Origin of the sequence: Streptomyces sp. NPDC012637 (assembly GCF_042954805.1) — a bacterium.
Classification (GTDB): domain Bacteria; phylum Actinomycetota; class Actinomycetes; order Streptomycetales; family Streptomycetaceae; genus Streptomyces.
The window spans coordinates 387355-401357 of sequence record NZ_JBIBDS010000007.1 but is presented as its reverse complement, the minus strand read 5'-3'; the positions used below and the strand labels follow the sequence as shown (position 1 = coordinate 401357).

Sequence of the window (14003 nt, the reverse complement as noted above, 5' to 3'; positions counted from 1 at the left end):
TCGACCACGAGGTCACCTCCCAGCCGGCTCGGCGTCCACCGCTGCACCCGGCTGCGTACCGCCATGTCAGGGGTGGTCAAGGTCGCGGCTTACTGTCGAGGGCCCGCCGAGCTCGGTGGCCCGGGGGCCGAGATCCGAGGCTCTGGTTCCTCGAGAAAGGGAAATTGGGTTGAGCCCCGGCGGCGGCACCGGGAGGATCGGGCACCGATGAGTTCTTCCCGGCGCCGCGGTCCGTCAGTGCGACCCGCTTCGAGCGGAGGACACCGACATGACGGAAGGCACCATGCTCGCCCCCCAGGCAACGCCCACCATCCCAGCCGCCCGCGTCACCACCGTGCTGCGGATTCTCGTGCTGTCGACCTTCGTCGTCCTCCTCAACGAGACGATCATGGTCAACGCGATCCCGCGGCTCATGCGCCACTTCGAGGTCAGCGCGGCGGCCGCCGGGTGGTTGTCCACGGCCTTCATGCTCACCATGGCCGTCGTCATCCCGGTGACGGGATGGTTCCTGCAGCGCGTGACGACGCGTACCGCATTCGGTCTGGCCATGGCCCTGTTCCTCGCCGGCACGGCGCTGGCCGCGGCCGCGCCCAGCTTCCCCGTGCTGTTGGCCGCCCGTGTCATCCAGGCCGGCGGCACCGCCGTCATGATGCCGCTGCTCATGACGACGCTGATGACCCTCGTGCCCCCGGAGGACCGCGGCCGGGTCATGGGGAACATCACCCTCGTCATCTCCGTCGCACCCGCCCTCGGCCCCGCGGCCTCCGGTGTGCTCCTGCAACTGGGGACGTGGCGCCTGCTGTTCCTCGCCGTGCTGCCCATCGCCGGTGCCATGGCCTTCTTCGGCCGGCGTCACCTGGTCAACATCGGCGAGCCGCAGGCCGGTCCCATCGACTGGCTGTCCGTCCCCCTTGCGGCAGTGGGATTCGGCGCGCTCGTCTACGGCTTGAGCGGGCTCGGCGCCGAGAGCTCGGCACAGGCTCCCCTGCCCCCGGCGGCCACGACCCTGGCGGGCGGCGTGATGGTGGCCCTGTTCGCCTGGCGGCAGCTGGCGCTGCAGCGCTCGTCCACGCCGCTGCTGGACCTGCGTACCCTGACGTACCGGCACTTCTCCGTGGCGCTCGGTCTGATGTGCCTGTCCTTCATGGCGCTCATGGGCGCGTTCATCCTGCTGCCGATCTACCTGCAGGAGGTGGCCGGCCTGAGCTCACTGCAGACCGGGCTGCTCCTCATCCCCGGCGGGCTGACCATGGGCCTGCTCGGACCGCAGGTCGGCAAGCTCTACGACCGGCTCGGCGCGCCGCGCCTCGTCGTGCCCGGGGCCGTGCTCACCGCGGTCTGCCTCGCCCTGTTCGCCCTCACCGACGCCCGGACCTCGCCCTGGCTGGTGCTCGCCTTTCACATGGCCCTGAGTGCCGGTATGGCGTTCGTCTTCACCCCCATTTTCACCTCCGGCCTGGCCGTACTGCCGCCGCACCTCTACCCCCACGGCTCCGCCATCCTGGGCTCGCTCCAGCAGGTCGCGGCCGCCGCCGGTACCGCCCTGGTCATCAGCGTCATGTCGGGCCGGGCAGCCTCGGCCACAGCTGCCGGTGCCGACGCCACCGGCGCCCTGGAGACCGGCATCCGGTGGGGATTCGGCGTCGGTGCCGCGATCGGCGGACTGACCGTGCTGGTCGCGCTGCTGGTCCGTACCCCGCCCGCTCCGCATCAGCCCGCCGAGTCGGAGGTCCGGGACGACGAGGACGGCACCACCGCAGACCAGGTGGCCCAGATGCACGCCTGCTGACGTCTGCTCCGCGGTCCGGCCCTCAAGGGCGGTCCGCGGTGCCCCCGTCGGTCGGGTGAACAGGCAAGGGCCGGCTTCCCTGCCTCATCGTCCTCGGACGACTCGGGCGGCACGTGGAGCGCCTGGCGTGGCCGGCGCAGGCCCGGGGGCCTGCGCCGGTTCCGGGCTGGAGCGGTCTGCGCGGGTGTCAGACGGGCAGCGCCAAGAAGCCGTAATTGGTCTTGGTGGTCTTGTGCGTCCACACCTGTTTGCCGGTGGCGGTGTCGCGCACCGTCAGGTTCTTCTTGAAGTCGGTGTACACGAGGTGGCGGCCCTCGGCGTGGGCGTGGATGCCGTTCTGCTCGGTGCCGAAGTCGCGCTGTTCCTTCCACGCGACTCTTCCCGTGCCGCTGTTCAGCGCGGCGATCACGTTGGTCCTGGACGAGCCGTCGGCCTCCTGGATCTGGCGCCCGGGCGTCCGTCCGGGCCGACTAGACCGTCGCCCGGAGGGCATCTTCCGGGAGGGAGCGCCGTGTGCCCGGCGTACGGGCGTTCGGTTAACCTGGCTGCGCCGGGGGCCCGGCTCGGTGCCGGGCTCGGTCGGGGGCCGTCACCGTGGGAGCGCAGGGGACGGAACGGGCAGGGGTGGATCACAGGTGAGAGACGGAGACCGGGCGAGGCATCGTGGATAAGGTCCTGCTCACCGCCGCCGCCCTGTACGTGATCGTGCTGCTCCGGGCCGGAGGGACGTTCGCCGTCGGGTGGCTCGCCGGAGCCGGTGCCAGGCGCAGCAGGTTCGCCGGGCGGATCTCCTCGGCCAGGTTCCAGCGCGCGGAGCGGGCGATCCAGCGGTGGGGCGCGCCGGTGGTGGCCGTCTCCTTCCTGACCGTGGGCTTCCAGACCGCCGCCAACTTCCTCGCGGGCAGCATGCGCATGCCCCTGACCCGCTACCTCCCCGCGCTGTTCCTGGGCGGAGCGGCCTGGGCGCTGGTCTACGCGACCGCCGGCCTGGGCGCGCTCGAAGTGCTGGGCAGGCTGTTCGCCGAGCGGACGGCACTCGGTGTGGCCGCGGTCGCCGCGGTCCTCCTCGCGGTGTGCGGTGTGGTGGTCCACCGCAGAAGAAGGGCCGCCCGGCCCCCTCGCGACATCGCGGCCGAAGAGTCCTGAGCCCGCCCCGCCCCGGGCGGTGTGGCGCTGCGCCGTCGGGATGCCCCGGCGCCTGAACTATCTTGGGCAGCAGCGAGACGAGAGGGAGGCACTCCGTGTCATCTGGGCAGCAGGCGCGTGCGCAGGCAGCCGCGATCACGCCGGGCAAGCGGTCGGACGAGCCGGAGACGGCCTCTCCCGCTTCTCCCGCCGAGCGGGTGCGTTCGCTCCTCGGCGGGCACCGCCTGTCTCCCGCGCAGCGGCGCATCGCCCAGTTCCTGGTCGACCACCTCACCGAGGCGGCGTTCCTGTCGATCACCGAGCTCGCGGAGCGGGTCGGCGTCAGCCAGCCGTCCGTGACCCGGTTCGCCTCCTCCCTGGGCTTCAGCGGGTATCCCGCGCTCAGGGAGGCCCTGCAGCCCATCGCGCTCAGTGCCGTCGCCGGTGCCTCCGACGACCGGCAGGGACGGCTCCACAACGAGATCCAGGCCGCGGTCGACGCCGAGATCGAGAACCTCATGTCCCTGCGGCGGGTGTTCGCGGACCCCGACCGGATCCTCGACGTCGGCCGCGAACTGGCCCGGTCCGTGCCGCTGACCGTGCTCGGCATGCGGATCTCGGTCTCCCTGGCCGAGTACTTCGCGTACGCCGCGCGGCGCATCCACCCGGACGTCCGGGTGGTGACGCGCGGGGGCAGCGTCGCCTACGACACCCTGCTCCAGGCGCGCGAGGCCGGCGGGACCTGGGTGCTGGCCTTCGCCATGCCGCGGCACGCCAACGAGACCCTCGCCGCCCTGCGCGCCGCCCGCGGCGCGGGCCTGCGCGTCGCACTGATCACCGACCTGGCGCTCGGGCCGCTCGTGGACGAGGCCGACGTGGTGTTCACCGCCGGCACCGGAGCCCGGCTGGTCTTCGACTCGTACGCGGCGCCCGGGGTGCTCTCCTCGGCCATCCTCCAGGCCATGGCGGACGCGGACCCGGAGCGTACGCAGCTACGGCTGGAGAAGTACGAGCAGGCCGCGGAGCAGCACGCCTTCTTCCTGGACGACTGAGCCGGAGGAACGGGCCGGAGCCGGATCCGGGGAGGGACGACCCCGCAGGCCGAGTCCGGAGGCGTGGTCCGGGAAGGCCGAGCCCGAGGGAGCGGTCCGCAGGGGCGCGGCCGCAGAGATCGTTCCGGGGCCGGATCGCACCGGTTCAGGGGGTTTTCATGACCCCGATCTGCATGAAAATTTTCATTCTCTTGCTTTCTCTTCAGTAAGTATATTTACTGAAGGTGCCCCCACGGGCCCGAACAGAACACCGCAGGGCTGCCCCCTCCTCCTCATGACGGCCCTCGTGTTTCAACGGCCGCGGACCGCGCCTCGCGCGGTCGGCACTGTGGCGGCTCCGGTCAACCCCTGGACCGGAGCCGCCACACCTCTTCTCCGTCAGCCGGTCCCGTAGTCCTCGACCAGGTTGGCGATCAGCTCCCGCAGCGCCTCCGCCCGTCGCCGGTCCTCGCGCTGGGCGCGGAGCGCCTCGTCGGTGGCGCGCAGACGGGTCAGGGCGGCCGGTTCGGCGTCCAGGACGCGGTCGAGCAGCGGGTCGGTGATCAGGTCCAGGCACGCGGTGAACAGGAGCCGGGTCGCGGGTGCCGGCGGCTCCTCGTCCGGTGCGGTGAACCACGGCGTCACATGCCGGACGGGGTCCGTCAGGCTCCAGCCGACCACGGCGCCGTGCTGCACCAGGAGCGCCACGTCCGGCGCGATCCCGATCCGTGCGTCGAGCGGCTCGTCGAGGACGTCGAGGTCACGCAGCCCGGTCAGTACCGTGTCGCCAGGCGCCCGGCACAGCACCGAGCACGTCTCCAGGCGGAAGTCCCGGACCTCGTCGGCGACGAGGCCGCCCGGGCGCACCTCAGGCACGTCCGGGACGCGGGCCGCGTCCTCGGCGGAGGCGGACTCCGGCGGAAGCCGGAACTCCACGCCCGCCAGCCTGCGTCCGGTGGGCTCGAAGCGGACCTCGTCGGGCGTGTCCCACAGCCAGGCCCCACTGCCGAACGTCTCCGTGCCGAACCGCTCCCGCTCCGCCTTGCCCACGGCCGGGCCGACCCGGACCGCCCCTCCTTCGAAGCGGGGCGTGAGGGTGAGCGGGGTGTCCGTCACCGTCGCCGTCCAGCCGTCGTCACCCAGCGTCACCCTCATGTCCGTACCCGTCCCGTCCGTCCGCTGCCTCACCTGCACGTGCCGCCTCACCCGCTGCCCCGCTCGCCGCTCACTTGATCTGTACTGCCGGGGGCATGAAGCCGTTCTTGCCCGGGATCCTGCCCTCCACGATGTCCTCGTGGGTGATCGCCCGGCCGGCGTCCGTGGCCTTCGCCCCGTTGCCGACCGCCGTCGCCCCGGATTCGCCCAGGACGCCGGACGGGCCGTACGCGGTGATGGCCTGGCCCGCCTCCGAGCCGACGCCCTTGGTCACGACGACGTCGTCGCCCTGGCGGAAGATGAGGTTCCCCGCGCCGCCCGTCGACCGGTAGACGGCGTCCGGCTGCTTGAGGATCTCCAGGACGCGTTCGTCGGTGAAGCCGTGCATCGTGTCGCCGTGGTAGTCCGGGTGCTTCCGGAAGCGGCCGTCGCCCGCCCGGTCGATGACGTTGTCCGCCGCCTTGATCGCCCGCTGCTTGGCCTTCTCCTCCGGGCACTTGGGCGCGAGGCCCAGCGGATCGCATCCGGTGGTGGGGTTGTCGACGTAGGCGACGGGGTTCGGCGCGGGTGCCAGGCCCAGCGGGTCGGGGGAGGCGTAGCGGCCGGTCTCGGGGTCGTAGTGCCGGAAGTGGTTGTGGTGGAGACCGGTCTCGGGGTCGTAGTACTGGCCGGGGAAGCGCAGCGGGGTGTACGCGCTGCTGTCCCGGGCCCAGGCCGTGGTGCCCCACAGCGTGCTGCGGGTGTGCCAGGCGACCGCGCCCGACTCGTCGATCAGCTCGGTCGGCGTGCCGACGAGGTCGGTGGCGATGGCGAAGAAGCGCCGGTCGACCTCCTCCTGCCGGCTGTCGGCCGTGAGGATCCGCTCGGTCTGGGCCAGCGGCACCACGTCCCGGTGGTCCCAGGTCAGGGCGACCGCGTGCGGGTCCTCGGGACGGTGGCTGGTCTGTTCGCACAGGGTGAGGCCGTCCCAGGTGAACCGGACCTCCTCGACCACGCTCTCGCCGTCCGCCGCCAGGCGCTGCTTCGCGGTGCGGCGGCCCAGCGGGTCGTAGCGGTAGCGCCAGCGGGTGCCGTCGGGCGTGGTGACGGAGGTGAGACGGTTCTCGGTGTCCCACGCGTAGCGCCAGGTGTCGGGCTTGCGGGACAGCCGGGCCTTCTGCCGGAGCACCATCCGGCCGAGCGCGTCGTGCTCGAAGCGGACGCCGCCGGCGCGGGTGATCCGCGTGCCGGAGTAGGCGCGCTCGCCGACGGCCTCACCGCCCGGGTGCCGGTCCGGCCAGGACGCCGAGGTCTGGTTGCCGGCCTCGTCGTACGCGTACCGCTCCGTCCAGCCCTGGGCGTGGACGGCGGTGACCCGCCCCAGCGGGTCGAGGTCGTACGTGCGGGTGCCGGAGAGCCGGTCGGCGACCGAGACCAGCCGGCCGTCGGCGCGATAGCCGTACGTACGGCCGAGGACGGTCCGGGAACCGGCGGTGACGTGCTGGGCGGCGAGCCGGCCGGCCTCGTCCCAGGCCGAGGTCAGCGTGAGCGACTCCCCGAAGACGCGGGCCAGTTCGCGTCCTTCGGCATCGTGGGCGAAGCCGATCTCCCGGCCGCCCGTGGTCAGCCGCAGCGGCCGTCCGTCGCCGGCGTAGGCGTACGAGGTGACGTGGCCGGTCGGCGTGGTGCGGCGGACGCGACGGCCCAGCTCGTCGTAGTGGTAGACCGTCGGCAGGCCGTCCACCGACTCGGTCCTGACCATGCCGCGGCGGTCGTACTGGTAACGCAGCTCGCCGTCCGGGCCGACCGCTTCCAGGAGCCGGCCCGCGCGGTCGTACGCGTACGTCGTCACCCGGCCGTCGACGTCCTTGCGGACGACCTGCCCGAGCACGTCCCGCTCGAACGTGATCGTTCCGCCCAGCGCGTCGACCCGCTCGGCGACCCGGCCCTCGGCGTCCACGCGATAGCTCAGTTCACGCCCGTCGAAGTCGGTCTCGGACACGATGTTGCCGACCGCGTCGTAGGCGTAACTCCAGGTCAGGCCCTGCGGGTTGGTGATTCGGGTCAGCCGCAGGTCCCGGTCGTGCTCGAAGGTGTGACGGCTGCCGTCGGGGCGCGTGGTGGCGACCGGCAGGTCGAAGTGGGTGTACTCGTAGCGGGTGACGCCGCCCGAAGCATCCGTGCGGGTCAGGCAGTTGCCCTCGCCGTCGTACGTCCACGACTCCGTGGACCCGTCGGGACCGGTGCGGCGGGCGAGGTGCCCGTCGGCGCTCCACTCCAGTGCGGTGACCCGGCCCGACGGGTCGGTGACCCGCACCGGACGGCCCAGGGCGTCCCGTTCCGTGCGCGTGGTGGCGCCGGTCGGGTCGGTCACCGCGACGGTCAGTCCCGCCGCGTCGCAGCTCACCCGGGTCGTGTTGCCGAGGGCGTCGGTGACCGAGACGAGCCGGCCGGCGTCGTCGTAGGCGGAAAGCGTCGTGTTCCCGGCCGGGTCCGTGACCGCCGTACGGTTGCCGCGCTCGTCGTACGCGTACGACGTACGGGCACCGTCCGGTCCCACGATCGCGACCGGCAGCCCGAACGGGCCGCGCTCCACCCGGAGTTCGGCGCCGTCGGCGCGGACGGCCGACACCGTCCGGCCCTCCGCGTCGTACCCGAAGCGGGTGGTGGCGCCCAGCGGGCCGGTACGGGAGAGCAGGTTGCCGTCGGTGTCGTGGCGGTACCGCGTGGTGTGGCCGAGGGCGTCCGTCGTGGCCACGATCCGGCAGCCCGGGCCGACCAGATGCCGGGTGGCCCGTCCGTCGGCGGTGGTCAGGACCGTCGTCCGGTGACCGGTCGCGGCATCCGGCTCGCCGTACGCCAGGGTGATCTGGACGTGTCCGGCCTCGCCGCCCTCGGCGACCACCCGGTCCCGGTCGTCGTAGACGTAGTCGTAGCGGCGCCCGTTGGAGTCGGTCCAGGCGACGACCCGGTGCCGCTCGTCGTAGGCGAAGGTGGTGACGGCGCCCGACGGCCGTGTCACCGTGGTCAGTTCGCCGTCCTCGTAGCCGTACGACATCAGCGGAACGCCCGCGGCCTCCGTGCCGTCCCTGCCCGCGCCGGTCAGGGTCAGTCCGGTGACCCGGCCGTCCGCCGTGACCAGCCCCAAGGCGTGGCCGGCCGAGTGCACCAGGGCCAGCGGCAGTCCGTCCTCGGCGCGCTCCACGCTGACCGTGTGCCCGTTGCGTTCGGAGAGGCCGGAAAGCCAGGCCGTGCCGTCGCCGCCGGGCTCCGCACCGCGCGGGGCGGTGAAGTGGCGCACCACGCCCGAGTCGTCATCGGTCAGGGCGTAGTCGCCGTCCGCGTCCCGGGCGAGCAGCGTCCGGCTCCGGCCGGAGCGGGAGCGGGTGGGCGTGCCGGGAACCGGATGCGGATAGGCGATCAGGAGCCCGTCGGCGGTGACGTGGACGACGCCGACGGCGTCGACCTCCAGCCGCTCGTCGACGGTGGACGACCAGGCCCGCCCCAGGAAGCGGCCGACGGGCAGGCCGGACTCGGTGCGCCGGGTGAACAGCAGCGGCAGGATCCCGGGGATCCCGACGTCGGTCTGCGGCAGGTACATCCGGCCCGTGGCCAGGTCCACCGGGTCCGTGCCGGTGCTGGTGCGCTCGTGGTCACCGCGGTCGTGGGTGCCGTCAGGGCTGTCGTCGACCAGCTTGCGCACCCGCGCGGCGTCCGCCGCCTCCTCGGCGATCCGTACGCCCTTCGCCGCGGCTCCGCCGCCACCGGTGGCCACCGTCAGAGCGATGTCCGGGATCAGCCGGCCGAATCCCTCGGCCGGGTCCTTCATGAAGTCCTTGACCATCTGCGTGCCGGTGCCGACCGGGTCGTTGACGGCGACCACCAGACCCGCGGCCAGGCTGTTGAGCGAGGTCGCGTACTCGGCCGGATGCGTCAGGTTGTACGGATCCATCGGGTTGACCGAGCGGACGAAGTTCAGGATGCCCGCGGTGCCCTTGATGATGCCGCCGCCGACATGGTCGCCCATGATCTGCATCTCCTCGTAGCCGTCGCGCAACTGCTCGGCGTACGAGGGCTTCTGCGGCGCCATGTCCCGGGCCGCGCGGACCGCCGAACGCGCGCTCTCGGCGGCGGAGTTCCGCTGCCTGCGCGCCTCGGCGAGGATGTCCTGCGCCTCCTTCATCAGCTTCTTGCCCGGGTCGTCGAAGGTCGCGGCGGGCTTCGGGGGCAGCGAGGAGGGGTCGCGCTTGTCGGCGGGCTGGGCGTTGTAGCGGTCGACCGCGCCGTTGTAGTCGTCGACCTTCCTGCGGTGGGCCTCGGCGGCGCTCTCCGAGGCCTTGACGCCCTCCTTCCACTTGTCGATGGCCGTCTGCGCCTCCCCCTGCGCCCACGTGACGGTGTCGGCGAACCGGTCGAGCGCACCGATCGCCTTCGAGCAGGCGTCGGCGGCGGCCCACCACTTGGGCGGCTGGGTGCTCACGGCGGTCCGCAGCGCCTCGGCGGTCTCGCCCTTGAGCTGCGCGGAGTCGAGGCCCTTGAGGCCGTCGCCGGTGTCGTCGAAGGACAGCTGGAAGGCGCGGAGCCGGTCCGCGGTGGCGTTGATCTTGCCGGGGCTGCCGTAGATCAGCTTGGTCTTGTCCTCGGTCTGCCCGAGGTCCATCTCGTCGACCTCGGCGCCGAGCCGGTTGGCGACCGAGCGGGACTGCTCGCGCACCCAGTCGGCGCCGGACTCCCAGCCGACGTCCTCCAGCCGGTCGGCGGTCCAGTTGCCCGCGTCCTCGACGCGGTTGCCGACCCATTCGACGCCGTCCTCGACCGCGTCCTCGACCACGTCCGGCGTGATGTCACTGATGAAGTCGCCGATGCCCACCGTCATTCACCCCCGGAGCCGGCCTGCCGTTCCTGCTGCTTCGCGCGCTCCTCCGGCGACGGGCCGAAGGTGTCGTCCAGCGCCTGGTTCCACTGGTCGTCGGACACGCCGAGGAGCTCGTTGAGGATCCGCGACTGCCGGCCGCCCTGGCCCTCCGTCATCACCGTGCGTCCGGTGTCCTTCCAGGTCTGGCCCATCTCCTGGCCGGCCTTCTCGAACGACTCGGGACTCCAGTCCGGGTCCAGGTAGTCCGGGGTGAGGATCTCGCCCCAGTCCTGCTTGGCGATCTCCTCCTCGCTCGCGTGCGGATTGCCGCCCATGAGCGAGTTGGCCCCCACCTTGAGCGTCCCCGCCACGTACTGGTCGTGCTCCCACTGGGTGCCCGCCGCCAGACCGAGCCGGCCGGCCAACTGGCTCGCGTCCCGCACGAGGGCGCGCACTCCCCACTCCCAGCGCTCGCAGAAGTCCTCGAAGTCCACCGAAAGGCCGTGGTGCCCGGCCTCCATGCCCGTCAGGGCGAGCTCCGAGAAGCCCTTGCCCATGACCGATCCGGTGGCGCCGCCGAGTTCGCCGAGCTGGTCGATGGTCGCGCCGACGCCCTGGGTGAACTTGGCCACCGACGCCTTGTCGAGCTGGAGGTCCGCGCCGTCACCGCTCATGTCCGGGTCCCTCCGTCGTGGACCTGCCGTCCGCCGGCCGTGCGCCCGCCGTCCGGCCGTCCGCCGGCCGCGCGTCCACGGCGACCGCGTCCGGGACGATGCCGACGACCGGCGGGAAGAACATCGAACCGTCCTCGGTGGCGATGTCGACCGCGAGTCCGGCGGGTTCGCCGAGGGACGGCACGATCTCGTCGACGATGCGTGCCCCGAGGAGCGCCGCGTAGTCCATGGCCCGGTCGCCCGGTCCGTGCCGCAGGGCGAACCGGGCCAGCGCGGTCTCGTCGGTGAACCCGCAGATCCACCGCACGCCGCCGGCCCGCACCGACCAGAGCCCGCCGTCGGCCACCGGCACGAGCAGGACCGAGCGGCGCATCTCGCCGACCAGCGCGCGGGGGTCGTCGCCACCCCTTCTCCGTTCGGCGATGCGCTCCGCGAGCGCCGTCGCCCCTGGCTGATGCACGGCCCCTCCCCGTTACTCGGTGGCTTGAATGCACCGTAGAGCAGGACGTGGGAATCGGGCAGGTGGTTCTCGTGAAGGTTTGCGCGTGTGTCGTTTGCGCGGGAGAGGCTGCTCAGCCGGTCCGGGCCGGGGTGGGCGCGGGCGGCGCCTGGCCGTCCTCCAGGAGGACCTCGGGCGTGCCGGTGCCGTCGGCCGGGACGGTCCAGACGTCGTCGGAGCCGCCGCGCGTGTCGGCGGGCAGGGCGTAGGCGAGGGTGTCGTCGTCGAGCCAGACGGCCTGGTCGTCGACGCTGCGGCGCTCTGCGAGGGGTGTGGACTCCAGGGTGCGCAGGTCGAGGACGTGCTCGCGCCACAGGGCGGCCCGGCCCATCACCCGCTTCTTGTACGCGACGCGGGTGCCGTCGGGAGAGAGGGACGGGCACTCGACGTTACGGGTGAGGGTGGTGACCGTGCGCTTCGCGACGGATCCGCGGACGAGGTACGTCTCGTCGCCGGTGGCCAGGGTCGCGTAGAAGGTGTCGTCGTCGCCGGCGAACGTGACGCCCCAGAAGTTGACGTCCTGGTTGCGGTACGGGCGGCCCTCCAGGGTGATCCCGAACTCCTCGAGGTTCGCGGCGAGTTTCCAGCCGCGGGTGTCGAGGATCGCGGTGCGGGTGGAGAAGAAGGCCGTGCCGTACGACTCGCCCTTCACGAAGACCGTCCAGGCGGCGAGCCTGCCGCTGGGGGAGACCCGGGCCCGGCTCGGGATCCCGGCCAGCGGGTAGGTCCGCACCGTGCGCAGGGCGGGGTCGAGGATCCGGGCGTGGTACGCGGGGCGGCCGAGGACCGTGGTGGACTGGAGGCACACGCCGGTGCCCGCGGCGGAGTGGAAGCGCAGACAGCTGACGTCCGACGCGGTGCGCACGGCGCCGGCGGGACCGCCGTCCCGTCCGTCGGCCGGGACCGAGACGAGCCGGTCGCGGTGCGGCCCGGCCGCCGTGTTCCGGAAGACCAGCCGGCCGGGCTCGTCCAGACCCACCTTCCCGGCCGCGAACGCCGGTCCGCCCGGCCGTGGCTTGTTCTCCTGCTCCGCACGGTCGGCGGCGGACAGCACGGACCAGGCGCCGACACCTCCGAGCAGCAGGACTCCGACGGCGAGGATCAGCAGGCGGCGCAGTGGGCTGAGGGTCATCGCGGAACTCCCGTGGTGGGCGTGGGGCGCAGGGCGACGCCGCAGGCCACCGCGCAGCAGGCGAGGCCGGCGGCCGCCGCGGCGAGGGCGGCGCCGTCGCCCCACGCGGCCCACGCGGCGCCGAAGGCCAGGGAACAGCAGAAGCGGGCCAGCGCCTGGCCGGTGCCGACCAGCGCGATGCCGCTGGCGCGCAGCCGCTCGGGCACCACCGCTGCCACCGCCGCCGGAAGCACCCCGTCGGTCGCGGCGTAGAAGGCGCCGTGCAGCACCAGGACCAGGTACGGCAGGGCGGGCGTCGTGGGCGCCCACAGCAGCAGGCCGTACGCGAGCAGCAGCCCGGCGTGCCCGGCCAGGAACACCGCGCGCCTTCCCGCCCGGTCGGCGAGGCGTCCCATCGGCAGTGCGAGCAGCAGGAACACCGTGGCAGTGCCCAGCGGCAGCAGCGGGAAGAGCTGCTCGTCGACGCCCGTACGGCGCTGCACCAGGAGGTAGAGGAAGGCGTCGCTGACGGTGGTCAGACCGAGCAGCACCGCGCAGCCGAACAGGACCCGCAGCCGGCGGGTCCGCAGCAGCCCGAACGCCGCCCGCAGATCCGTCTTCTCCGGAGCCGCCCGGTCCTTCGTCGCCTCCGACGCAGCCCGGTCCTTCGTCGTCCCCGCCCCAGCCCGGCCCTTCGTCGCCTCCCACGCAGCCCGGTCCTTCGTCGTCCCCGCCCCCGGCCGGTCCGCGCCCGCCGGCCGCGCCGGAAGACCCGGCGCGCCGCCCGCCGGGTCCGGCGCACGCTTCCCGCCCGGTACGAAGAGCACCAGCACGAGCACCCCGAGCGCGGCCACGCACGCGCTGACCGCGAACACCGCGTCGTAACCGCCCGCCGCCACACCGAGGATGAGGAACGCGAGCACCGGGCCGAGCAGTGCCCCCGTGGTGTCCATCGCCCGGTGCACGCCGAAGGCCCTGCCCTGCCGGTCCGGCGGCGCGGAGAGCGAGATCAGGGCGTCGCGCGGCGCGGTGCGCAGACCCTTGCCCGTACGGTCGAGCGCGAGCGCCGCGCCCAGCGCGCCGAGGTGACCGACGAGCAGCAGCGGCTTCACCAGCGCCGACAGGCCGTAACCGATCCCGGCCACCAGCTTGTGGTTGCGCACCCGGTCGGCGAGATGGCCGCCGGTGAGCTGGACCAGGGCGCTCACCCCGTTCTGCACGCCGTCGAGCACGCCGAAGCCCAGCGGGCTGAGACCGAGCCCCATCACCAGGTACAGCGGAAGGACGGCGGTGACCATCTCGCTCGAGACATCGGTGATCAGGCTGACCGTGCCGAGCGCCAGGACGGTCGGGGAGACCGCCCGGACCGTGCCGCGGAGGCGGTCCGGCGCCTCGGTCGTCCCGTGCGGTGCGGAGCGGTCGGCCAGGTACACGGGCGAGACTCCAGCCTTGTCGAGCGGGTGGACGCGCGCCCACTGTAACCGCTGGGGCCCGGCGGAACGGCAGGATCGGTGCGGCTTCGCGACCGCTTGCCACCAATTCCGCGAAAGGCCTCATCGTCACCGTGTTGTGCGCCTATCTTCCCGTTGTACGCTGCGAGTTGAGCACACCGATCGAGCTGTCGACCGCTGTGCCCAGGGGGTGTTCGTGGGGGATTCCACCGACAGGAGGCCGAAGCGCCGTCGCTTCGACGCCGACTGTCTTCATCGGCATGCTCACCATGCCCGGGACCGTCGGTACCGGGTCCGATCGCGCGTCGACGCGCCCGGGGACCGGGAATCCACC

The 14003-nt window shown here is 72.9% G+C and carries 9 protein-coding genes and 1 pseudogene; 3 read left to right on the top strand and 7 right to left on the bottom strand.

Annotated elements, in window-relative coordinates; all coding sequences use genetic code 11:
* Window positions 1–268: 268 nt before the first annotated feature.
* Entirely contained in the window at window positions 269–1789 is a 1521-nt protein-coding gene (locus ACFY8W_RS27565; RefSeq protein ID WP_391110551.1) for a DHA2 family efflux MFS transporter permease subunit, read from the top strand.
* Between the two features lie 208 nt (window positions 1790–1997).
* Here the strand turns inward: ACFY8W_RS27565 and ACFY8W_RS27560 are convergent.
* Window positions 1998–2231: pseudogene (locus tag ACFY8W_RS27560) on the bottom strand (PQQ-binding-like beta-propeller repeat protein); the annotation flags it as partial.
* A gap of 221 nt (window positions 2232–2452) precedes the next feature.
* On the opposite strand from ACFY8W_RS27560, the gene ACFY8W_RS27555 reads away from it, so the two are divergent.
* Window positions 2453–2935, top strand: a complete 483-nt coding sequence (locus ACFY8W_RS27555; protein WP_391110548.1) for a DedA family protein — start codon at window positions 2453–2455, stop codon at window positions 2933–2935.
* A 95-nt stretch (window positions 2936–3030) separates the two neighbouring features.
* Window positions 3031–3966, top strand: coding sequence for an SIS domain-containing protein (locus ACFY8W_RS27550; protein ID WP_391110545.1), 936 nt, complete (start codon window positions 3031–3033; stop codon window positions 3964–3966).
* 378 nt (window positions 3967–4344) lie between these two features.
* Here ACFY8W_RS27550 and ACFY8W_RS27545 read toward each other — a convergent pair whose 3' ends face one another.
* The 6 genes from ACFY8W_RS27545 to ACFY8W_RS27520 form a co-directional block, all read right to left on the bottom strand.
* Window positions 4345–5100 carry a hypothetical protein gene (locus tag ACFY8W_RS27545; RefSeq protein WP_391110543.1) on the bottom strand — a complete coding sequence of 252 codons (756 nt, stop codon included), beginning with the start codon at window positions 5098–5100 and terminating at the stop codon, window positions 4345–4347.
* A 70-nt stretch (window positions 5101–5170) separates the two neighbouring features.
* On the bottom strand, window positions 5171–9949 hold the full coding sequence (locus ACFY8W_RS27540) for a putative T7SS-secreted protein (RefSeq protein WP_391111060.1): 4779 nt from the start codon (window positions 9947–9949) through the stop codon (window positions 5171–5173).
* Window positions 9950–9951: 2 nt separating this feature from the next.
* A complete protein-coding gene (locus tag ACFY8W_RS27535) occupies window positions 9952–10608 on the bottom strand; it encodes a hypothetical protein (protein WP_391110540.1) in 657 nt (218 codons plus the stop codon).
* Window positions 10598–11068 (bottom strand): hypothetical protein, encoded by a 471-nt coding sequence (locus ACFY8W_RS27530; protein WP_391110537.1) that lies wholly within the window; start codon window positions 11066–11068, stop codon window positions 10598–10600. The genes ACFY8W_RS27535 and ACFY8W_RS27530 overlap by 11 nt, the downstream gene beginning before the upstream one ends.
* 112 nt (window positions 11069–11180) lie before the next feature.
* Window positions 11181–12239: a TolB family protein gene (locus ACFY8W_RS27525; RefSeq protein WP_391110535.1), complete on the bottom strand. Its 1059-nt coding sequence runs from the start codon at window positions 12237–12239 to the stop codon at window positions 11181–11183.
* Window positions 12236–13651, bottom strand: coding sequence for an MFS transporter (locus tag ACFY8W_RS27520; protein WP_391110532.1), 1416 nt, complete (start codon window positions 13649–13651; stop codon window positions 12236–12238). The genes ACFY8W_RS27525 and ACFY8W_RS27520 overlap by 4 nt, the downstream gene beginning before the upstream one ends.
* Between the last annotated feature and the right edge of the window lie 352 nt (window positions 13652–14003).

Excerpts from the sequence above, each read along its gene's own strand:
- ACFY8W_RS27565 (WP_391110551.1), top strand. The coding sequence starts at position 269 with ATGACGGAAGGCACCATGCTCGCCCCCCAGGCAACGCCCACCATCCCA.
- ACFY8W_RS27545 (WP_391110543.1), bottom strand. The coding sequence starts at position 5,100 with ATGAGGGTGACGCTGGGTGACGACGGCTGGACGGCGACGGTGACGGAC.
- ACFY8W_RS27535 (WP_391110540.1), bottom strand. The coding sequence starts at position 10,608 with ATGAGCGGTGACGGCGCGGACCTCCAGCTCGACAAGGCGTCGGTGGCC.
- ACFY8W_RS27525 (WP_391110535.1), bottom strand. The coding sequence starts at position 12,239 with ATGACCCTCAGCCCACTGCGCCGCCTGCTGATCCTCGCCGTCGGAGTC.